Annotated in this window: 25 protein-coding genes; 13 read left to right on the top strand and 12 right to left on the bottom strand. The window is 62.8% G+C overall.

Going from position 1 to position 20,245, the window contains the following annotated elements; all coding sequences use genetic code 11:
• Positions 1-24: 24 nt before the first annotated feature.
• The 5 genes from R4P65_RS10195 to R4P65_RS10215 form a co-directional block, all read right to left on the bottom strand.
• Positions 25-993, bottom strand: a complete 969-nt coding sequence (locus R4P65_RS10195) for a hydroxymethylglutaryl-CoA lyase (RefSeq protein WP_317826398.1) — start codon at positions 991-993, stop codon at positions 25-27.
• 5 nt (positions 994-998) lie between these two features.
• The gene (locus tag R4P65_RS10200) at positions 999-2,273 is read right to left on the bottom strand and encodes a hydroxymethylglutaryl-CoA reductase, degradative (protein WP_317826399.1); all 1,275 of its coding nucleotides are present in this window, start codon (positions 2,271-2,273) and stop codon (positions 999-1,001) included.
• Between the two features lie 106 nt (positions 2,274-2,379).
• Complete coding sequence (locus R4P65_RS10205; protein WP_317826400.1) at positions 2,380-4,353, bottom strand: helix-turn-helix domain-containing protein; 1,974 nt, start codon at positions 4,351-4,353, stop codon at positions 2,380-2,382.
• A gap of 10 nt (positions 4,354-4,363) precedes the next feature.
• Entirely contained in the window at positions 4,364-4,897 is a 534-nt protein-coding gene (locus R4P65_RS10210; RefSeq protein WP_317826401.1) for a tail fiber domain-containing protein, read from the bottom strand.
• Entirely contained in the window at positions 4,881-5,009 is a 129-nt protein-coding gene (locus R4P65_RS10215) for a hypothetical protein (RefSeq protein ID WP_003941742.1), read from the bottom strand. Before R4P65_RS10215 ends, R4P65_RS10210 begins: the two co-directional genes overlap by 17 nt.
• A 132-nt stretch (positions 5,010-5,141) precedes the next feature.
• Between R4P65_RS10215 and R4P65_RS10220 the strand changes: the two genes are divergently transcribed.
• Complete coding sequence (locus R4P65_RS10220; protein WP_317826402.1) at positions 5,142-5,462, top strand: hypothetical protein; 321 nt, start codon at positions 5,142-5,144, stop codon at positions 5,460-5,462.
• 5 nt (positions 5,463-5,467) lie between these two features.
• Here R4P65_RS10220 and R4P65_RS10225 read toward each other — a convergent pair whose 3' ends face one another.
• The 3 genes from R4P65_RS10225 to R4P65_RS10235 form a co-directional block, all read right to left on the bottom strand.
• Positions 5,468-5,842: a VOC family protein gene (locus R4P65_RS10225; protein WP_317826403.1), complete on the bottom strand. Its 375-nt coding sequence runs from the start codon at positions 5,840-5,842 to the stop codon at positions 5,468-5,470.
• A gap of 29 nt (positions 5,843-5,871) precedes the next feature.
• Positions 5,872-6,285 (bottom strand): VOC family protein, encoded by a 414-nt coding sequence (locus R4P65_RS10230; RefSeq protein ID WP_317826404.1) that lies wholly within the window; start codon positions 6,283-6,285, stop codon positions 5,872-5,874.
• A 114-nt stretch (positions 6,286-6,399) separates the two neighbouring features.
• The gene (locus tag R4P65_RS10235) at positions 6,400-6,972 is read right to left on the bottom strand and encodes a helix-turn-helix domain-containing protein (RefSeq protein WP_230813457.1); all 573 of its coding nucleotides are present in this window, start codon (positions 6,970-6,972) and stop codon (positions 6,400-6,402) included.
• A 64-nt stretch (positions 6,973-7,036) separates the two neighbouring features.
• On the opposite strand from R4P65_RS10235, the gene R4P65_RS10240 reads away from it, so the two are divergent.
• Both R4P65_RS10240 and R4P65_RS10245 read left to right on the top strand, forming a co-directional pair.
• Positions 7,037-7,732, top strand: coding sequence for an AzlC family ABC transporter permease (locus R4P65_RS10240; protein WP_317826405.1), 696 nt, complete (start codon positions 7,037-7,039; stop codon positions 7,730-7,732).
• Complete coding sequence (locus R4P65_RS10245; RefSeq protein WP_317826406.1) at positions 7,729-8,049, top strand: AzlD domain-containing protein; 321 nt, start codon at positions 7,729-7,731, stop codon at positions 8,047-8,049. The genes R4P65_RS10240 and R4P65_RS10245 overlap by 4 nt, the downstream gene beginning before the upstream one ends.
• Here the strand turns inward: R4P65_RS10245 and R4P65_RS10250 are convergent.
• Positions 8,035-8,691 carry a TetR/AcrR family transcriptional regulator C-terminal domain-containing protein gene (locus R4P65_RS10250; protein WP_317826407.1) on the bottom strand — a complete coding sequence of 219 codons (657 nt, stop codon included), beginning with the start codon at positions 8,689-8,691 and terminating at the stop codon, positions 8,035-8,037. The genes R4P65_RS10245 and R4P65_RS10250 overlap by 15 nt on opposite strands.
• 164 nt (positions 8,692-8,855) lie before the next feature.
• Here R4P65_RS10250 and bioB point away from each other — a divergent pair, with 164 nt between their 5' ends.
• Genes bioB through R4P65_RS10265 form a run of 3 tightly spaced genes read left to right on the top strand, consistent with a single transcriptional unit; the run spans position 8,856 to position 10,692 of the window.
• Complete coding sequence (gene bioB, locus R4P65_RS10255) at positions 8,856-9,869, top strand: biotin synthase BioB (protein ID WP_024487821.1); 1,014 nt, start codon at positions 8,856-8,858, stop codon at positions 9,867-9,869.
• Entirely contained in the window at positions 9,866-10,090 is a 225-nt protein-coding gene (locus R4P65_RS10260; RefSeq protein ID WP_230813453.1) for a hypothetical protein, read from the top strand. The genes bioB and R4P65_RS10260 overlap by 4 nt, the downstream gene beginning before the upstream one ends.
• Before the next feature lie 11 nt (positions 10,091-10,101).
• On the top strand, positions 10,102-10,692 hold the full coding sequence (locus R4P65_RS10265) for a DUF2567 domain-containing protein (RefSeq protein ID WP_317826408.1): 591 nt from the start codon (positions 10,102-10,104) through the stop codon (positions 10,690-10,692).
• A gap of 11 nt (positions 10,693-10,703) precedes the next feature.
• Here R4P65_RS10265 and R4P65_RS10270 read toward each other — a convergent pair whose 3' ends face one another.
• Positions 10,704-11,534, bottom strand: a complete 831-nt coding sequence (locus R4P65_RS10270; protein ID WP_317826409.1) for an SDR family oxidoreductase — start codon at positions 11,532-11,534, stop codon at positions 10,704-10,706.
• Between the two features lie 83 nt (positions 11,535-11,617).
• On the opposite strand from R4P65_RS10270, the gene R4P65_RS10275 reads away from it, so the two are divergent.
• Together R4P65_RS10275 and R4P65_RS10280 are read left to right on the top strand one after the other, a co-directional pair.
• Positions 11,618-12,220 carry a TetR/AcrR family transcriptional regulator gene (locus tag R4P65_RS10275; RefSeq protein ID WP_230813450.1) on the top strand — a complete coding sequence of 201 codons (603 nt, stop codon included), beginning with the start codon at positions 11,618-11,620 and terminating at the stop codon, positions 12,218-12,220.
• A gap of 108 nt (positions 12,221-12,328) precedes the next feature.
• Positions 12,329-12,661, top strand: a complete 333-nt coding sequence (locus R4P65_RS10280; protein ID WP_317826410.1) for a short-chain dehydrogenase — start codon at positions 12,329-12,331, stop codon at positions 12,659-12,661.
• Between the two features lie 14 nt (positions 12,662-12,675).
• Here R4P65_RS10280 and R4P65_RS10285 read toward each other — a convergent pair whose 3' ends face one another.
• Positions 12,676-13,404, bottom strand: a complete 729-nt coding sequence (locus R4P65_RS10285; RefSeq protein ID WP_007733069.1) for an NUDIX hydrolase — start codon at positions 13,402-13,404, stop codon at positions 12,676-12,678.
• A 102-nt stretch (positions 13,405-13,506) separates the two neighbouring features.
• On the opposite strand from R4P65_RS10285, the gene nadA reads away from it, so the two are divergent.
• From nadA to nadC, 3 genes are read left to right on the top strand one after another with little or no spacing between them, the layout of a single operon-like run.
• Complete coding sequence (gene nadA, locus R4P65_RS10290; protein WP_317826411.1) at positions 13,507-14,544, top strand: quinolinate synthase NadA; 1,038 nt, start codon at positions 13,507-13,509, stop codon at positions 14,542-14,544.
• Positions 14,541-16,112: an L-aspartate oxidase gene (locus tag R4P65_RS10295; RefSeq protein ID WP_317826412.1), complete on the top strand. Its 1,572-nt coding sequence runs from the start codon at positions 14,541-14,543 to the stop codon at positions 16,110-16,112. The genes nadA and R4P65_RS10295 overlap by 4 nt, the downstream gene beginning before the upstream one ends.
• Positions 16,112-16,984 (top strand): carboxylating nicotinate-nucleotide diphosphorylase, encoded by an 873-nt coding sequence (nadC, locus tag R4P65_RS10300; protein ID WP_317826413.1) that lies wholly within the window; start codon positions 16,112-16,114, stop codon positions 16,982-16,984. Before R4P65_RS10295 ends, nadC begins: the two co-directional genes overlap by 1 nt.
• A gap of 6 nt (positions 16,985-16,990) precedes the next feature.
• Here the strand turns inward: nadC and R4P65_RS10305 are convergent, their stop codons facing one another.
• Positions 16,991-17,899, bottom strand: a complete 909-nt coding sequence (locus R4P65_RS10305; protein WP_317826414.1) for a LysR substrate-binding domain-containing protein — start codon at positions 17,897-17,899, stop codon at positions 16,991-16,993.
• Positions 17,900-17,970: 71 nt separating this feature from the next.
• Between R4P65_RS10305 and R4P65_RS10310 the strand changes: the two genes are divergently transcribed.
• Positions 17,971-18,864 (top strand): 4-hydroxy-tetrahydrodipicolinate synthase, encoded by an 894-nt coding sequence (locus tag R4P65_RS10310; RefSeq protein ID WP_317826415.1) that lies wholly within the window; start codon positions 17,971-17,973, stop codon positions 18,862-18,864.
• Positions 18,865-18,912: 48 nt separating this feature from the next.
• Positions 18,913-20,211, top strand: a complete 1,299-nt coding sequence (locus R4P65_RS10315) for an HNH endonuclease signature motif containing protein (protein ID WP_317826416.1) — start codon at positions 18,913-18,915, stop codon at positions 20,209-20,211.
• Positions 20,212-20,245 lie beyond the last annotated feature (34 nt).

Raw genomic sequence — 20,245 nt, forward strand, 5'->3', positions numbered from 1 at the left:
GATGAGAGGCTTGAGTGACGAGTGTCAGGTGCGTGCTGCGCGGAGGGCGTTGACAACTCGGGACGGACTCGGGTGTCCGATCTGTTCGGCCATCCAACTGCTTGTGTCGGTAAGGGAATCCAGGTCGATGCCGGTGTCGATCCCGAGGCCGTGGAGCATCCACACCAAGTCCTCGGTGGCGAGATTTCCGGTCGCGCCCTTGGCATACGGGCACCGTCCGAGACCGCCTGCGGAACTGTCGAATTCGGAGACACCCGCAGTCAACGACGCGTAGACGTTCGACAGTGCCTGGCCGTAGGTATCGTGAAAGTGCATCGCGATCTGCGATGTGGGGATGCCACGTTCGCGGATCGCGCCGAGTAGGGCGAGCACATGGCCTGGCGTGCCGACGCCGATGGTGTCGCCGAGAGAGAGCGACGTGGCACCGCAGTCGATCAAGGCTTCCGCGATGTCAGCGACACGCTCGACGGACACGGCGCCTTCCCAGGGGTCGCCGAAGCACATCGAGATGTAACCGCGGACGGGAAGTCCCAGGGCTCGCGCGGCGGCAGTGACCTCGGCAGCCGCGGCGATCGCACCGTCCACCGTAGAGTTGAGGTTGCGTCTCGCGAATTCCTCTGTGGCGCTGACGAATACTGCGACTTCGCTCGCCCCGGCGGCAACGGCCCGCTCGAGACCTTTGCGGTTCGGGACAAGGACGACCGTGCGTACCGAGTCCGGCAGGTGCAGCCGACCCATCAATTCTTCCGCGTCGGCAAGTTGCGGGATCCATCGAGGTGAGACGAAGCTCGTCAATTCGACGGTGCGGGAACCGGCCGCGACCAGGCGTTCGATGAACTGGGCCTTCGTCTCGGTCGGGATCACTACCGTTTCGGCTTGAAGTCCGTCGCGTGGCCCGACTTCGTAGACCCGGACCGCGGTCGGTAGGCCCGTCGCCGACACTCGATGAGGCGCCGGCTTCCACACTGGTGATCCTGCAGCTGTTTCGGTCATCGTGGTCAGTTTCCGCCGCGGATCTCGGCGAGAACCTTCTCGGCATGTTCGACGCGAATGCTCTTGTCTGCGATCAGGCGTGCAACCACGGCGTCGATCTCGCTCTTCTGGGCTCCGGCGGTGGCAGCGATGTTGCGGGCGTGTAGTCCCATGTGTCCGCGCTGGACACCCTCACTGGCGAGAACGCGGACAGCAGCCAGGTTCTGTGCGAGACCGACTGCCAGGATGATGCCGGCGAGTTCCTCGGCGCTCTCGACGCCGAGCATCTTGATCGCGGCCTGCGCTACCGGGTGCACCTTGGTGGCGCCGCCGACGAGGCCGACCGGCATGGGTAGCTCCAGGGTACCGACGATGTTGCCGTCGGCATTCTTCTCGAAATGCGAGAGTGAGGAGTAGATTCCGTCGGCGTTGACTGCGTGGGAATGGCACCCGGCTTCGACTGCGCGCGTGTCGTTTCCGGTCGCCAACACCACGGCGCTGATGCCGTTCATGATGCCCTTGTTGTGTGTCGCAGCGCGGTAGGGATCCAGCTCTGCCAAGCGTGCGGCATGGATCAGGTTGTCCACTACCTCTGCACCGCCGACCAATTCGGCGTCGAACACGGCGCGAACGCGCGTCAGCCGCAGATCTGCCTTGTTGGTGAGAATGCGAAGAACGACGTGCCCGCCGCCGATCTCGGCCACTCGATCCGCGATTGCCTCTGCCATCGTGTTGACTGCGTTGGCGCCCATCGCATCTCGTACGTCGACGTGAAGGTGGAGGACGACGTAGACGGCCTTGTCCGAGGATACGATGCGAACCGAAATGTCCTTCACGCCACCGCCGACGCTGACCAACTTCGGGTCCTGCTCGTTGGCGAGTGCAATGATTTCTTCCCGTGCCTCGAGGAGCCGGATGCGGGCAGCTGACGGATCCACGACGTCGACGAGTTGAATCTGGGCTTGCATGATCGGCTGGGTGCTCGAGACGTGAAAGCCCCCGAGTCCGCGTGCGATGCGAGCAGCGTTACTCGCAGCTGCGACCACCGACGGCTCCTCGGTGGCAAGGGGGATCAGGTAGTCCTTGCCGTTGATCGTGAAGTTGGTGGCTACGCCGACCGGGATGCCGATGACGCCGAGGACGTTCTCGACCATGCGATCGGCCTGATCGATGGTGAGGCCGTCGGCAGCGTCGTAGACCGCGATGTCTGCTTCGGTCAGGTCGGTCTGGCGGACGATCTCGGCGCGCCGTGCGGTGACGTCGTAGGACCGGAAATCGGCGATGCGGCTGTTGATAGACACGGGGGGTCGTCCTCCTGGAGTGGTTCTGTGCTCCGCTTCACAGTAGGGAGATTGATGCCTGCCAGACCACGTGTTTACAACACATCGATCGGTCGAAATTGTAGTGTCATGCACCATCGCCGCTGTCGTTGATGTCGCTTCCACCCTCTTCGGTTCCCACTTCTCGAAGTTCGTCGAGCCTCGTCGCCATGGACACTCGAAAGAAGTTCTCGTCTTCGCGCCACGAGTGACCGAGGAGCGTACGGATGCGGTCGAGACGCTGAACGACGGTGTTCGGGTGATAGTTGAGTGCGCGGGCAGCCTTGGTCGGGCTCCCGTCGTTGCGGACCAGAGCCCGAAGGGTCGCCGTGAGATCGGTGTCCTTGTCACGGTCGTAGGCGAGTACCGGGCCGATTACCTCGTCGACGAACTGATGGAGTGATTCCGGATTCTCACCGAACAGAACGGTGTACGGCAGGTACGACGCAGTCGTGACCGCGCCGTCGGTCTTGCCCAACGCCGATAGTAGGCGGGCCGTGCGCAGCGCAGAGGTGAAGCGCGCCGGGAGTTCTTCGGGGCGCTCCGCTGTCGCCGGCGCGATGACTACAGCGTGAGGTCCTACCGAACCGGTGATCTGGCGGTGAACGACGGTCGCCGCGGCTGCAGGGTTCCCCGAGCGCGAGACCACCGCGATCAATCCGGCGTGCTGCGACGCCAAAGCTCCGACCGGCAGACTCTGCCCGATTGCGCGGAGCGCTGCGGTGCGGAGTTCCGGAGCGACCGACACCACGAGGACGGTGTCGAGTTCGCTGAGGGAGATGCCGAGGTTGCGGGTCCGACGTTCGAGATCGCGCCGTCGTTCGGGCGCAGTGCTCAACAGGTCGGCGACCAGTTCGGAACGTGCGCGCCGATCCGCTGCTGCTTCCGCCGAGTGTTGCAACACGAGAATCGCTGTTACCTGAGCTGCCCGTTCCACGGTCCGGAGTTCAACGGGTCCGATCGGCGCGTCCGATCGATTCAGCAAGATGGCCCCGAGGAATGATTCTCCGGCGGTGACGGCGCTGACGAGTTGGATCAGGGTCTCGCTGTTATCAGCGACATACGTGCATCGGCCACTGCGGCGACTCTGGGTGATGGCATCGGACACGGCACGAGGTAGCGGCAACGGCACCGTCGTGATCTGCTCACCCGACGATGTCACGAGAGGGCGTAGCTCGTTGTCGACGACGACGGTGCTGCGCTCGAGTGCGCTGCTGAGAGTTCGTGCTACCTGGGCGTAGCCACCGCCGCGGAGAACGGCATAGATCAGATCCTGGTGGACGATGTTCGATTTGTCCCGCGCGGACACGTGCTCGCGCAGCTCGTCAAGTGCTCTCCCGGTCTCGGCGGCGGATTCCTCGGCGCGGTCCAGCGCCCGTGCCGTTTGCAGGACTACCGAGGCGTGATCCGCGAGTGCAGAGAGCAGGGCGATCTGATCTGCGGTGAATCGTCGTTCCCGGCGGTCGGCGGCAAACAGGACTCCGAGGATCTGGCCGTCCGAGAGCATCGGCACGCCGAGAATCGCCACCAGACCCTCGGCGACTATCGCGGCGTCGACCACCTCGTCGTGCCGCGACTGCGTGTATTCGCTGTAGTTCTGGACCCACTGGGCCGCACGAGATTCGGCAATCGCGCTGACCAAGCCGGCGCCCGCAGGAACCTGCAGATGCTGGAGCTCCGGTGAGACCGCGCCTGCTGTCTTTCGAACGTTCAGATCTCTGGTTACCACATCGAATTCGGACAGGTACGTAACGTCGGTACCCATGATGTCGTGTGCGCGGTTGACCAGTCTCTGCAGCAGTGTGTCGACGTCGCGAACCTGCGCAAGCTCGCGCGCACTCGAATAGAGGACCGCCAATTCGTTCTCGCGGCGGCGCAGTCGACGAAATTCCGACCGACTGGCCCGGATACGGGCTGCGGTCTCGGTGATCTCCGTTGTGCCAAGGCCGAATTCGGAAAGTGTCTGTTCGACGTGTTCGTCTCCGACAGCGTCGGATGTCACGTCGAACAGTGCGGCAATCTCGTTAGGGTCTGAGTCCGAGTCTGATTCAGGGGCGGTCACACCGAACAAACTACAGACCGGTGGATCCACCGAATTCGTCGAGCATCGAGGATTTGTGATTGTTGTTTATCTCTAACGTATTTCGATCCGTTCTCGTGTCTCCCATCTCCGTGCGCAGTATGTCGAGGTCCTTCTCGAGTGCGCTGACTTTTGTCTCGAGGGCGCCGATTTTGCGGTTCAAGGCTTGGATGCTCGCCATGCACACGCCGTTCGCATCGACGGCCGAGATCCGACGGGTGTTGGATCCCAAGCCGAAAATCGCCGCAAAATCTTGCGCCATCGGACCCAGGTGACGGATCGACTTGTGGTCGAAACCGTAACTCCACGTGCTTATTCGAAGTGCTGTCAACCTGTCGAGCACATCCTGGGCGCTGGCCGGAACAACCGCGTCCGTATGCACGCCACGTCGTCGCGTGGCCCGTGAGAACACCCAGTGCGCGGGATGGCGCATCGCGGCGTTCACGCGAGTGCTGACTCCAACGCCGAGGTATTCGGTGCGCTCGCCGTTTTCGGTGCGCTCGCCCTCGTCAGGCGGTGAGTTCACGTCGTGCGGTTTTGACGGTCTTGTCGCTCAGCAGAATTCCCGCTCCTGCGCCGAGCAGTCCGAGGCCGATTCCGACAGCGGCGCTGCCGAGGCCCAAAGCAATTCCCAACATGATTCCTCCAAAAATTGTGCGGTGAATTGAGGGGCCAGGTGTCCGACGAAAGTGCTGCCGACCTGCTCCGCGCTCATCTTTCACATTGCTCCAGCACGCGGTCGATGACAACCCGTCTGGACCGAATTTCTCGTGGAAAACGCGGGCGTGCAAGACTGGGTGAGGAAACTGCTGAGTCATCGGCGTCTTGTCGGCGCCGTACGGCGGCAGTATTTAAGTAGCCATCGACCGATCTCTAACGCAGGTTTATCTGCGCGCGGCAACGATGACCAGGCAAAAGGGTGGCATGTGAACGAATTGAACAGTGGCTTGTTTTCCGACCTCAGTGCGTCGGAGCCCGTTGTCGACGCAAAAAGCGCCGAGCAATTGGCGGCCGAGCGTGAAACTGCGGCAGCGGAACGCTCCAATACCGACACCGCTGAACAGCGGCAGTCACAGCTGTTCAGCGGTTAAGCGCGTCAGGACCCCTTGATTACCGACAGAACATTGCCGGCAGGGTCGGTGAACCACGCGATATCGGGGCCGTTGCCACGCATGATGCCTCGCGCATCCTGGGGGAATCCGTCGTATTTCAGAAACTCCACACCACGTGCGGTCAGTTGATCGACGGTTGTGTCGATGTCGTCGACGACGAAGTTGAGGATCGTGTAGGTCGCCGCTTCGTGATTCGGTTTCGGATAAACCAGGATCTCGGTTCCGCCGGCAAGATGTAGGCGAATGAGTCCCATGTCTTCGTCGGTCACTTTCAGCCCGAGCGTTTCGCCGTAGAACTTCTTTGCAGCGTCGATGTCAGTCACCGAAAATCCGCTGAATGCTTTTTTGTCTGCGAGCATGACTGTCTCCGTTCCTAGCTGTTGCCGGACTAGGTGAGTTGGGAATCCGTCATTCCGGATTCCATCTCAGCCCTGGCTTCCTCGCTGAACTCGATGATCTGAACGTAGTTTCCGTCGGGGTCGATCGCGGTGGCGAACAAACTGCCCCCGCGGTCTTCGAGTGGGGCGAACCAGTGTCCGCCGAGTGCGTCGATGCGCTGCGCGATCGACCGGGCATCGTCGGTCTCGACGTTGAGGAACATCCGGCCGGGCTGCGGGTTGGTCTCGCCGACGTCGTCGCGTCTGTCGAGCATGACGTAGAAACCGTTGAAGTCGAGGACGTCGTAACCAGGTTCGCCCGGCGTGCGGTCGACTTTCGGGGCGAACGCCTCGGCGTACCAGTCGCGCAAGCGTTCGGGGTTGGTGCTCGAGAGCAAAATGCTGCTGATGCTGGATCCGGACATGGGTCCTCCTGCTGTTGGTCGTTGCTGCCGTCGGTGATCGAGGCGCTGGCCACATCACCTCGCAGATACAGACTTCCCGCAGCGACGAAACTCATCGGCGAAACTGATCGAGGCTCAGGTGTGCTCCGAAACCATGATCGCCGTCGTACCTGGTTGGAGTGCCCGAAAGATGTGCTCCTCGTCCCCAGGATAAGAGAGATAGTCGCCCGGGCCGAGCTCGATCGGATCTGCGGTCGGCCCGACCTCGGCCCGCCCCGTACCGATCACAACGTGTTCGGTGGTGCCGCGGGCATGCGGAGACGAAATGCGCGGCTCGCCCGGTTCAGCGACGATCCGATACAGATCGCGGCGTGCGTTCGGTGGGCTGGGCGCCAGGAGAGTCGCGATGTACGACGCGTTAGCCGACGCAATCGCCGGCCCTTCTCCGGCTCGAATCAACTGAACAGTCTGTGCCTGCGAGTCGACGAGTTGTGAGAATGGCACACCCAATGCGTTGCCGAGTGCCCACAGTGTTTCGAGGCTCGGATTTCCGAGGCCGGATTCGAGTTGGGAGAGTGTGGATTTGGCGATGTCGGCGCGCCGGGCCACCTCCGAGAGGCTCAGGCCCGCTCGGGTGCGCTCGCGTTTGAGTGCGACGGCCACCAGTTTCTGCGGGCTCTGATCCGTGCCGGTTTCACCACTGACCATCGTTCGATTCTCCGATCGATCGTTTTTCTTGACGAACGGTGTCATTTCGTTCAACATAGAATACATGCGTTCTTTATGGCGAACAGTTGATCGCGACACGATCCGGGTGACTGTGCTGCTCTGTCTCTCCGTGGCCGTCGTCGGCGTGTCCTACGGTGTGACGGCAGGATCAGCTGGATTCTCGATATGGCAGCTGCTTGCCTTGGCTGTGCTGGTCCTGGGTGCCTCCTCGGAGTTCCTGTTCATCGGAATCATTGCGGCCGGAGGCGGCGCCCTCGCTGCAGTTGTAGCAGGCTTGCTGATCAACTCCCGAAACTTCGCCTACGGATTGGCCGCGGGATCGTTTCTCGGCGAGGCTCGGCACAGGGGCTCGGGCTGGCGCAAGTTGGTCGGCGCGCACCTGGTCAACGACGAAAGCGTCGCGGTTGCCATGGCGCAGGGATCGGTGAAGCAGAAGCGTGCGGCTTTCTGGTTCTGTGGGATCGGGATCGCGGTGTCGTGGCCGATCGGAGCGCTCCTGGGCGGGCTGCTCGGCGGCGTCGTACAAGATCCGGCCGCGTTGGGATTGGATGCCGCTTTTCCAGTTGTCATTTTGGCCCTCGTCCTGCCCGCGCTGAGGGAAAAGGTGACATTGCTTGCCGGTGTGATCGGTGCAGCGGTTGCGGTGGCCACGTCGCCGTTCCTGCCGTCGGGTACAGCGCCGCTCGTAGCTCTGCTGAGCCTCGCGGTGACGATACCGTTCCGGGAGAAAGTTCGATGAATACCGCATCGGTCTGGATCGGCATTGTCGTGTTCGCTTGCGGCTCTTACGCTTTGAGGGTGAGCGGCGTTCTGCTCCGTGCTCGGGTAAAGCTTTCGGGTTTCGCTGAGAAGACCCTCGATCGTGCTGTCGTGGTGCTGTTGCTTGCAGTGGTTGCGACCTCGACGATCTTCACCGGGCATGACGTTGCGGGGCCGGCGCGAGGGTTCGGCGTGGCGGCCGGAGGCATCTGCGCCTGGTTCAAGGCCCCGTTGGTGGTCGTGGTGATTGTTGCGGCCGGCACTACTGCATTACTGCGACTGTCAGGAGTGTCGTAGAACCGATTCGGTGTGGGCTGACTTCAGGGTCGAATTCAAGCGAGTGCGAATTCCGTCGATGAAGAGGTCCAGGCCGAACTGGAAGCGCACTGTCGGATCGCCGTCGAGGAGGTCCTCGTCGGAACCGCCGCCGATCACGTCGGGGGAGTCGGGGGAGATGGGAGCCCGGGTGAGTGCCCCCATTTCTTCCATCTGCGCTCGGGACTGCTCGTCGACGGTATGGCCGAGTACGTAATACAGCAGGGCATACGCCGCGAGTTGGGCGTGCTCGCGTGAGAGGCCGGATTCTTGCCCGGCTTGCGCGAAGTGCTCGCGCACCTGGCTGCTTGTCATTCGTGAGGCGAAGGTGGCGCTGACCAACTCGGCGCCGTCGCGGTGCGCCAGCAGTGCAGACCGAAGTCTGTGTGCCAGTTCGGAATACGCCTCTTGCCACGTCTCTGCGTCAGTGGGTGCGTCGAGGTCCTCGAGGATCTTGTCGACGACCGCGCCGAGCAAGGTCTGTTTGTTCGGGAAATGCCAGTAGAGAGCGCCGGGTTGGACGCCCAGTGAGGTTGCGAGCCTGCGCATCGTGAGGTCGGCAAGCCCGAACTCGTCGAGTATCGCCATGGCGCCGTCCAGCACGTCGCCGCGTCGCAACTGCACTTGTTGTTCCCCTCGTTTCGCCTCGCTGTTGACCGCTCGCGATCGGATGTCGATCGGACCCGCCTTTGACAGTATTCCACCACGTCTCTAACGTGAACACTGTTCAACTTGTACGGTGTTCAATTTTCCTGGTTCTGAAGGAGACGTCTGTGACCCCGCCCCCGATTAGCACGGCCCCTGCGACGGTCGACATCCTCGACCAGGCGCGCGAGCAAGTTCTCGAAAGAGGAGTTGGCCTGACCGAAAGCCAGGTGCTCGACGTACTCCGACTCGACGACGACAGGCTCGAAGACCTGCTGGCTCTCGCCCACGATGTGCGTATGAAGTGGTGTGGACCGGAGGTCGAGGTCGAGGGCATCATCAGCCTCAAGACGGGCGGCTGCCCCGAGGACTGTCATTTCTGCTCGCAGTCCGGACTCTTCCAGTCGCCGGTTCGCGCGGCCTGGTTGGACATCCCGAGCCTGGTGGAGGCTGCCAAGCAGACTGCGAAGTCGGGCGCTACCGAGTTCTGCATCGTGGCCGCCGTCCGCGGACCCGACGCCCGGTTGCTCGCTCAGGTCGCCGCCGGCATCGAGGCGATCCGCAACGAGGTCGACATCCAGATCGCCTGCTCGCTGGGCATGCTGACCCAGGAACAGGTAGACCAACTGGCCGCCATGGGTGTGCACCGGTACAACCACAACTTGGAGACCTCGAAGTCGCATTTCCCGAACGTCGTGACCACGCACTCGTGGGAAGAGCGTTGGAACACCCTGCGGATGGTTCGCGAAGCAGGCATGGAAGTGTGCTGCGGCGGAATCCTCGGTATGGGCGAATCGCTGGAGCAGCGCGCAGAATTCGCGGCCAACCTGGCTGAACTGGAGCCGGACGAGGTCCCGCTCAACTTCCTCAACCCGCGTCCGGGTACCCCGTTCGGTGATCTGGACGTGTTGCCCGCCAGCGAGGCACTCAAGTCCGTGGCGGCATTCCGTCTCGCGCTGCCACGCACGATCCTGCGCTTCGCCGGTGGACGCGAGATCACCCTCGGCGACCTGGGTGCCAAGCAGGGCATCCTCGGCGGAATCAACGCCGTCATCGTCGGCAACTACCTGACGACCCTCGGGCGTCCCGCCGAGAAGGATCTGGATCTGTTGGTCGATCTGCAGATGCCGATCAAAGCACTGAACGACACTCTGTGAGCGCTCCGGTGACCGAGGAGCGGTACAACCCGTTCACCGGGCGTCGGATCGTCGACGGTGTCGACGATCCGACGCCGACAGCGGCGTCGATGGGGCTGGAGCCTCCTCGCTTCTGCGAGCAGTGCGGGCGTCGCATGATCGTTCAGGTCAGTCCTGACGGATGGTGGGCGAAATGCTCCCGACACGGTGTCGTCGACTCGATCGACGTCGCCCGCAGGTAGCGTCACTCTGTGTGATCTCTCTTCGGCAGACTCGTCTGCGTACCGCGATCGTGATCGCCGCAACCACTGCGGGCGTGAGCGTGCTCGTTGGTGTGCTGTGGGCGTTCTTGGCTCCGGCCGAGCACCTGTTGGTGGTGTCCGAGGGGCGCGGCGTCGCGTTGACAGGTGAGAGTCTTCACCAGTTCGACGCGAGCGCTGCATTCATCTGGCTGGCACTGATCGTCGGTGTGCTGTCGGCAGTGGCTGCGTGGCTGGCACGCCTGAGTCGAGGCCCGTATGCCCTGGGCGGGTTGATCGTCGGCTCAGCGGTGGGAGCGGGTCTGATGGCACTCGTGGGTTCGGGCGTGACCAAACTGCGTTTCCCGATGGCCGACAATCTGGCGGTCGGGGAGATCATCGCGCGGGCGCCGAACATCGGCACCTTGCTCGTCCTTCTGTTTCAGCCGCTCGCGGCGTGCGTCGTGACTTTAGTTCTCGCAGTGCTCAATCCGTACGACGACCTCGGTGTGGGTGACCATCTGGAATCTGGGGATCCGGAATCTGGGGATCCGGCCACCGAGACCGAACAGGCCGACGATGAGATCCAGCCGAAGCTCCCGTAACTGTTATGTCGCTACGCAGGCGACGTCGACGAGCGCTTCGCTTCGGACTTCATTCGCACGTCACCCAGCAGTCGGCCCGAAATCAGCGCCCCCAACCGGCGGGTTGCGAAGCGAGTGCTGATCGAGGACACCCAGTTCGGCAATCCTGATACGACGGTCGGCGGCGCGTTGCGTCGATCCAGTGCCCGGAAAGCTGTGTCCACCACCTGAGTTGCCGTCTGCATTCGCCCGACCGCAGCATCTTCCGAGCCGACGACGTCGAAGAACTCGGTCCGCGTCGGACCGGGGCACACCGCCAACACGGTCAATCCGCTACCGCGAGCTTCTGCCCAGAGTGCTTCGGTGAAGTTGAGTACAAAAGCCTTGGATGCGCCGTAGACCGCCATGCCCGGTGTCGGCTGGAACGACGCGGTGCTGGCGATGTTGACCAGTGCTCCGCGGCCGGTGAGAAGGTCGGGCAGGAATGTGTGCGTCAGTTCGACGAGTGTGGCGATGTTGAGCTGAATTTCGGACGTGACGCGTTCGAGGTTTTCGTCCACGAATGCTCCGTGTGTTCCGAATCCGGCGTTGTTGATCAGGGACGTGACCGTGATGTCGCGACTGGCGAGTTCTTGGTGCAGGGTCGCGCCGACGCCGGGTGCGGCCAGGTCGACGGGCAGAACTGTCACGGTGATGCCGTGCGTGCCACGAAGTTCGGTGGCGAGTGCTTCGAGGCGGTCCGCCCGTCTGGCGACCAGAACGAGGTTTGCGCCGCGAGCGGCAAAGCGATGAGCGAATTCCACGCCGAGTCCAGCGCTGGCTCCGGTGATGAGGACGGTGGTTCCGGCTACGTCGATGGCCATGGTGGCTCCTTCGGTTCGGGTGATCCCAAATGTAGGCACTGGCACCATAGTTGTCAATGACAACATTTTGATATGGTGCCACCATGCCCGCCCACGAACAGCCGTACCACCACGGCAGTCTGCGACAGGAACTCCTGGCGTCGGCCGAAGCAACACTCGAACGAGATGGTGTCGACAAGTTGTCGCTGAGGCAACTTGCGCGCGAGGCGGGCGTGAGCCACGCGGCTCCGGGCAAGCACTTTCGTGACCGCCAGGCTTTGCTCGATGCCTTGGCCGAAAGTGGATTCCATCGGATGACCGGTGCGCTCGAGCGGGCAGTCGCGGATGCTCCACCGACCGCGAGGGCCCGGTTCTCCTCCCTCGCCAATGCCTACGTGGATTTTGCGCTGGATCATCCCGGACTTTTGTCGTTGATGTACAGCAACAAGCATGCACCGGGCGCCGCCGAAACTGTCGTCAACGCGGGGCACGCGACGATGGACCTGACCGTCCGGCTCGTGTCGGAAGCTCAGACCGCGGGCGATATTGCCGCCGGCGATCCGGAAAGTATTGCGCTGGTTGCCTTTGCGACGTTCCATGGCGTCGCGACGCTTGCTGCGGGCGGAATGTTGGGCGACGTACCGGTCGGCGATGTGGTGAACGCGGCCTCGACGGTCTTCTGGGCGGGGCTGTCTCGATCTGTCTGAGGTGGGGCGCGCAAATCCCCAGAGTTCTCACAGAACCAGCACAAGGGAAGCACAAGATTGCGGACTTACATAGGAGTCAAGAGTTTGATTCCGACTGGAGGTTCCGCAATGAGTGTTTCAGAGATCGCCCCGAACAGGGGAGTTGTACTTGTCACGGACATCGGATTCGAGCACGGTGCGCGCACTGCCGCCGAGTTTCTCGACGCTGGTTGGAGCGTGGCAGTCACGGCGCGGACGGTCACCGAATTGGTGCGCGTCATGGCGGGAAAACCCGCCCATCGCTTCTTTGCGATTGTCGCCGATCCGACAGATCGTTTGCAGGCCGGTCGGATTCTCGATCGGGTGACGACACGGTTCGGTGCAATCAACCGGGTCATCGATCCGGCCGGCGCCGTGGCCTCGGTGTGGTTGCAGCGCGGAAGTCTCGAAGCTGTTGCCTGACAGTATGATCAGTGTCAGCTCGGTGGCCGTAGTGCGGCGAATTCGTCGGTGACTCGCAAGGTGGAGTCGGTGAAACGGTACAGTGCCGGTGGACGTCCGCCCGACTTGCCGGACGGTGCGGTGTTGCCGGTGGGAGTCAGAACGCCTCGACGCCCCAGCACGCGTTGCAAGTTGGTGGCATCGACCTGGTAACCGAGTGCAGCGCAGTAGATTTCGCGAAGCGTCGACATCGCGAATTCTTCGGGCGCCAGCCCGAATGCGATATTGGTGTAGGAGAGTTTTGCAGCCAGTCGATTGCGCGCGTGCCGCACGACGGTTCCGTGATCGAACGACATCTCCGGCAATTTCGAAACGGGGTGCCAGGCAGTGTCCGGTGGAAGTTGTGGATCGGCACTGAGGGGAACGAGTCCGAGGAAGGTCGACGCGATGCGGCGCGGGCCCGGCACACGTTGTGGATCACTGAAGACGGAGAGTTGTTCGAGGTGGGCGACCTTTCGTAGGTCGACCTTCTCGGCGAGGAGTCGTCGAGCGGACGTCGTCAAGTCCTCGTCGTCGCGCAAAGTGCCCCCGGGCAGGGACCACGTGCCCTTCTGCGGGTTGAGTGCGCGCTGCCACAGCAGCACGGCCAACTCTTCACGCCCTTGTGGGCAGTGGTCGCCGTCACCTGCGGCGATGCTTGCGGGGAAGGTGCGAACTTGGAACACCGCTGCAAGCACTTCGTGGGTGGTGTTACTATTGGGCACGTTTTCGATCCTAAGTCGAAAACCTCGAATACGGAAATCCGGGCCAGCCCGTCCGGATTTGAACTGGGTGACGAGCCCGGGTTCACGGTGAAGGAGAACGCCATGACGACCACGACGTTATGGGAGGGATCGGCCTCGCAGATTCACGACGGCCCCGGCGGATACAACGGAGTCGAAGCGACCCCCGAGTGGGCCGCTGAGATCAAACGTCTGGCTCGCGAACGCGGCGCGACGATTCTTGCGCACAACTACCAGCTGCCTGCGATTCAGGACGTCGCCGATCACGTCGGAGATTCCCTGGCGCTTTCGCGAATCGCGGCCGAGGCACCCGAGGACACGATTGTCTTCTGCGGTGTGCACTTCATGGCCGAGACCGCGAAGATCCTGTCGCCGTCCAAGACCGTGCTGATCCCCGACGAGCGAGCTGGCTGCTCGCTGGCCGACTCGATCAATGCCGAGCAGCTTCGTGAGTGGAAGGCCGACAACCCGGACGCGCTGGTGGTGTCGTACGTCAACACCACGGCAGAGGTGAAGGGACTCACCGACATCTGCTGCACCTCGTCCAATGCCGTCGACGTGGTCAACTCGATCGATCCCGACCGCGAGGTTCTGTTCCTGCCGGACCAGTTCCTGGGAGCGCACGTCAAGCGCGTGACCGGCCGTACCAACATGCAGATCTGGGCGGGCGAGTGCCACGTGCACGCCGGCATCAACGGTGACGAGCTGACGGCCAAGTCCAAGTCGCACCCCGACGCCGAGCTGTTCGTACATCCTGAATGTGGTTGCGCCACTTCGGCTCTGTACCTCGCCGGCGAAGGCGCGGTCCCCGCGGACAAGGTCAAGATCCTTTCCACCGGCGGAATGCTCGACGCTGCCCGCGTCACCAAGAGCAAGCAGGTTCTGGTCGCGACCGAGATCGGGATGCTGCACCAGTTGCGTAAGGCGGCGCCCGACGTAGATTTCCAGGCCGTCAACGACCGCGCATCGTGCCCGTACATGAAGATGATCACGCCTGCCGCGTTGCTTCGCTGCCTTCTCGAGGGCAAGGACGAGGTCCACGTCGATCTCGAGATGGCCAAGCGTGCGCAGAAATCGGTGCAGCGCATGATCGAGATCGGTAATCCGGGCGGCGGCGAGTGACCAGCCCTGCCGGGCGTTTCGCCTGGGAGGCTCATGCCGACCTGGTCGTCGTGGGAGGCGGTGTCGCGGGCCTCACCGCTGCGCGCACCGCTTCTCTGCGGGGGCTGAAAGTACTCACGGTCAGCAAGGGTGGTCCGACGGACACCTCGACTCAGTACGCGCAGGGCGGCATCGCCGTCGTCGACGATCTGAATACGGATTCCGTCGAATCGCACGTTGCGGATACGTGTGAGGCCGGCGTCGGTTTGTGCGACGAGGAAGCCGTCTATTCCATCGTCGAAGCTGGTCACGATGCTGTTGCAGCGCTGGCCGCGTTGGGAGCGGTCTTCGATCGCGGGCGAGACGGCGAGGTGTCGCGCACCCGCGAGGGTGGGCACAGCACACGTCGGATCATCCACGCCGGCGGCGACGCCACGGGCGCAGAAGTGCAGCGAGCCCTCAATGCTGCCGGCCTGCCCGTCCTGTTCGGTGCGGCGGCAGTTCAGGTGGTGACCAACCGCCGTGGGGTGTGTGGACTCATCGTCTCCTCCCCGGAAGGCCTCGGGGTGATCCATGCACCAGCGGTACTGCTCGCTACCGGCGGACTCGGTCAGCTGTATGCCTGCAGCACAAATCCGCCAGGCGCAACTGCCGACGGAATCGCGTTGGCACTCGAAGCTGGTGCGGCGATTGCCGACCTGGAGTTCGTTCAGTTCCATCCGACGGTGCTCTTCACTCCGGGTGGGGTAGGCCGCCGACCCCTGATCAGTGAGGCGGTCCGCGGCGAGGGTGCGATTCTTGTCGACACCAACGGTGATTCGGTCACCGCAGGTGTTCATCCGCTGGGTGATCTCGCCCCGCGTGATGTGGTTTCGCGGGCAATCGCAGCACGCCTACGAGATCTCGGCACCCATCACGTCTATCTCGACGCACGAAAGCTCGACGGCTTCGATTCGAGATTCCCGACCATCACCGCGTCCTGCCTCGAAGCGGGCATCGATCCACGCACTCAACTCATTCCGGTGGCTCCGGCCGCGCACTATTCGTGCGGGGGAGTCGCCACCGACGTCCATGGACGAACGGGAGTGCCTGGACTCTACGCAGCGGGTGAAGTGGCTCGCACGGGATTGCACGGCGCGAATCGCCTTGCGTCCAACAGCCTTCTCGAGGGTTTGGTAGTCGGGGAGCGTGCAGGAATCGCAGCTGCCGAGCGTCGCGATGTCCATGCCGAAGTGGTCAACGTGGTGCGCAAGCCGATGCCGATCATGCCGCGAGAGACCGTGCAGTCCGTCATGACGGCACACGCGTCGGTGGTTCGCGACGGAGGCGGTCTCCAGACTGCGCGAGCCGCGCTTGCCGACGCTGAACAGACAGTGGCGGTGGCTGCTCCGGACCTCGAAGACTCGGCGCTCACACTGACCGCAACTGCATTGGTCGACGTGGCCGTGGCGCGAACCGAGAGCCGTGGCTGCCATACCCGCACCGACTATCCTGGAACAGATCCGAATCAGCGTCGCAGCACTCGGATCAAGATGGGCGCCGATGGAGCGCTCCAAATACTCGACATGTTGTTGACAGGAGTTCATTGATGACCGAGCAGAAGATCCTGCCCGCGCCGCTCGACCGTGACGAGCTGCTCACATTGGTCAGGCTCGCTCTCGACGAGGATCTGCGCTATGGCCCCGATATCACCTCTACCGCAACGGTTCCCGCTGATGCGGTCTCGAAGGCTTCGGTCGTGTCACGCTCATCGGGTATCGTCGCCGGCATCGACGTCGGACTGCTTGTTCTCGACGAGGTGATCGGCGCGGGTAACTACGAGGTCGTCGGTCGGGTCTCCGAAGGAACTCGGGTTGCGCCAGGTCAATCGGTGCTCACCGTTGTCGCGCCCACCCGCGGACTTCTCACGGCAGAGCGGACGATGCTCAACCTCGTCTGCCATCTCTCGGGGATCGCCACGGCGACATCACAGTGGGTCGACGCCATCGCCGGCACTCATGCCAAAGTGCGTGACAGTCGAAAGACGCTGCCCGGCCTGCGCTCTCTGCAGAAATATGCGGTTCACGTGGGCGGGGGAGTCAACCACCGCATGGGGTTGGGTGACGCCGCATTGATCAAGGACAACCACGTTGCTGCTGCCGGTTCGGTGGTTGCTGCACTTCGCGCCGTCCGAGAACTCGCGCCGGACATCGAGTGTGAAGTCGAGGTCGACAATCTCACTCAGCTCGATCAAGTGCTGGCGGAAAAGGTCGAACTTGTTCTGCTGGACAACTTTCCGCTCTGGCAGACGCAGATTGCGGTCCAACGCCGCGACGCTGTTGCTCCCGAAACCAAGCTCGAGTCCTCGGGCGGTCTCACCATCGACGTTGCCGCAGAGTACGCCCGAACCGGCGTCGACTACCTGGCCGTAGGTGCACTGACTCACTCGGTGACGGTGCTCGACCTCGGACTCGACATGTAGGTGCCGCTATTGCTGGGCGTCCAGCAGTTGCGGGACGGCCGAGCGAAGCGCGCTTGTCACGGTTGTGACTGCCGGGTGTGCGTCGGAGCCGGCTCGGTGGGCGATCTTGGTCCTTCGCCGAATAGGCATCGGCGTGAGCTGCACTCCCGGTGGTGGATGACTTGCTCCGAGTTCCGGGACCAGTGAAACTCCCTGTCCCGCAGCAACGAGGGCGAGAACAGTGGCGAACTCGTCGATGTGATGACGCACTTTCGGTGTGAAACCGGCAGCTTGGCACGCGCGAATGGTCATTGCGTGGCAAGCGGTTCCGGGGATCGCGGTAATCCAGGGACGTTCTACGCAGTCGGTCAGCGATGCGACGGCGTTACCGGGATCTGACTCGATGTCACTCGAAGCGAGGTACACGGCTTCGCTGCACAGCGGCAATGTCGTCAAGCCCGGTTCGGTGGGGCGAGGGACGAAGTCGTAGTCGTGAATCAAAGCCAAGTCCAAATTCCCGGCTCGTAGCGCGTCGGCGACGTCGGCTGGGTCGATTTCCGAGACCATCGGTTCCAATCCCGGGTGATCGTGCGACAGTGCGATCAATGCCTGAGGGAGGATCGCACGTGCGGCGGTCGGGAACGTTCCAATGCGTAGCGGTCCGGCGAGGCCACGACGAGCGTCGACCAATTCACTCGATGCCTGTTCCAGGCGTTCTAGGATGACTTCGGCGTGACGTGCGAGGTTCTCGCCTGCCGGCGTGAGGCGCACCCGACGCCCCGTGCGTTCTAACAGAGGAACGCCGGCTTCACGTTCGAGAACGGCCAACTGCTGCGACACTGCAGAGGGACTGAATGACAACGCCTCGGCGACGGCAACGATGGTGCCGCGCAGCGCTAGTTCACGCAAGAGCCTCAGTCGACGAACGTCAAGCATCAGCTCAGCTTACGCTCGAAGATGGAAACGCGAACTAGACCTACAAGGTTTGTTGGGTGAGGCTGAGTTCTATGACTACTGCTCGAATTGACCTCGCCGGAATCCATGTCCCTCTGATCACCCCGTTCGAGAGCGACGGTCGTATCGCAACCGACGCACTCGAACGGCTTGCGCACCAGGTTCTCTCCGATGGTGCAGTCGGACTCGTTGCGCTCGGGACGACGGCGGAGAGCGCAACGCTGACGGAGCAGGAGAGAGTGGCCGTTCTGGACATCTGCGCGAGCGTGTGCCGTGCGCGGGGCGCGACGTTGATCGTCGGCGCGGGCGGTAGCGACACAGTGGGCAGTGCGCGGGCGCTCGACAGTCTGAGTCGGTGGCCGGAAGTCTCGGCGGCCTTGGTGCCGGTTCCTTCATTCACGAGGCCGTCGAAAGCCGGTGTGGTGGCGCATTTTGCGTACTTGCAGGAATCGAGCCCGGTACCGCTCATCGTCTATCACGTGCCGTACCGAACTGCGTGCGATTTGGACGGTCGCACACTGCGAGAGTTGGGAGCGTTGCCCGGGGTTGTTGCTGTGAAGTATGCCGCTGGCAGTATCGACGCAGCTGCCGTCGAACTCTTCGCGGATCTTCCGGACGACTTCGCCGTGCTGGCCGGGGATGATCTGTTCCTCGCACCGCTCCTCGCCTTGGGTGCGTCCGGCGGCATTTTGGCGTCGGCTCATGTGTCGACTGGTGACTTCGTCCGCTTGGTAAAGGCTTGGGACAGTGGCGATGTGGACAGTGCTCGCGACCTTGGGCGACGGTTGTCGAAGCTGTCCGGGGCCCTGTTTTCCGAACCGAATCCGACTGTCATCAAGGGTGTGTTGCACGCGTTGGGGCAGATTCCGACACCTCATTTGAGATTGCCGTTGCTAACGGCGAGCGATGAATCGGTGGATCGAGCACTGAAGATCTATCCCTATTGACTCGAACGCATGTTCGAGTATTGTTGGGGGTGGGGATCGGGGGATTCAATGAGTGTCTTGTTGTCGGATGTGGTGTCTGGTTCTGCGGTGGGGTTGCGTGGTCGTCTGTGGCGGTTGTCTGCTGCGGAGTTGCGGGCTGCTGCTATCGAGGCGAGTGCGGAGATTCTGCGTCTCGAGGCGGTGCGGGTGGCGGTCGTGGACGAACTGTCGATGCGCCCGGATGATCAGGTGATTGCCAGCCGCGGTGTCGGTTCCTGGTTGGCGGCGAACACGATGCTGCAGGTTCGGGACGGGAAGAAGATCGCCGCCCTCGGTGCAGCGCTGCGGCCGTTTCCGGCCGTAGCGGCAGGCTTCGATGACGGGGATTGCTCCTTCGATCACGCCGTGTTGATCGTCTCGTTCTGTGAATCCCCACCTAAAGGCATGCCTGAGGAAGCGCTACCGAAGTGCATCGACCTGTTGCTTGCGGCTGCGTTGGGTGTGGAGGCGACGACGACGAAGGTGCGGCACGTGATCGCGACTTTGGAGCGGTTGTTCGAGTCCGATGAGATTCCGCCCGCCGAAGATGTCGATCGCAACGAGCTCCGGATCGCGTCCACGTTGAACGGTCGGGTGGTGGTGCGCGGTGATTTCGATGCCCTCACCGGCGAAATGCTGTTATCGGCCCTGTCGAATCTGACGATGCCCACCCCAGCACCGGACGGAACGCCCGATGCCCGGTCGGCGGCGAAGCGAACCGCGGACGGGTTCACCGAACTGATCCGCCGCTACCTCGACTGTGCCAAGACCGGTACCGATGGTGGGCAACGTCCGCACGTGAACGTGCACATCAACGCTCGCGATCTGGCGGAGCACCGCGATTGCGCCGCAACACCAACTGATGGTGGAGAGTCACTGTCGGATCCTGATGTGGGGCACATGCCCTGGCTCGGGCCGCTGTCGGTCTCGCAGACCAGACTCCTCGGGTGCGATTGTTTCCTCTCCACTGTCCTGCTCGACGATCACGGCGCGCCGCTCGATGCGAAACCCGGAAAACGGTTGGTCACCGCCGAACAACGGGTCGCGCTGATCGCCCGCGACAAGGGCTGCGCGTTCCCGGGCTGTTCGTGTGTTCCGGCGTGGACCGATGCGCACCATATTAGGCACTGGGCGAACGGCGGGCCTACGGTGATGAACAACCTTGTCCTGCTGTGCCGTTCACATCACCGGCTGATGCACCGCAAATCAGGGTTCGTCGGGAAATGGGCGATCCGAATCGGTGTCGACAACAAACCGTGGTTCATCCCACCACCCTCGATCGACCCCGGGCAGCATCCCAGGCCGGCGAACACCACTTTCAAGACCTGACCGAGTGGTGGGACCCGTTCAGACATATAACTTC

It is taken from the genome of Rhodococcus sp. IEGM 1318, from assembly GCF_033142465.1.
GTDB lineage: Bacteria > Actinomycetota > Actinomycetes > Mycobacteriales > Mycobacteriaceae > Rhodococcus_F > Rhodococcus_F qingshengii_B.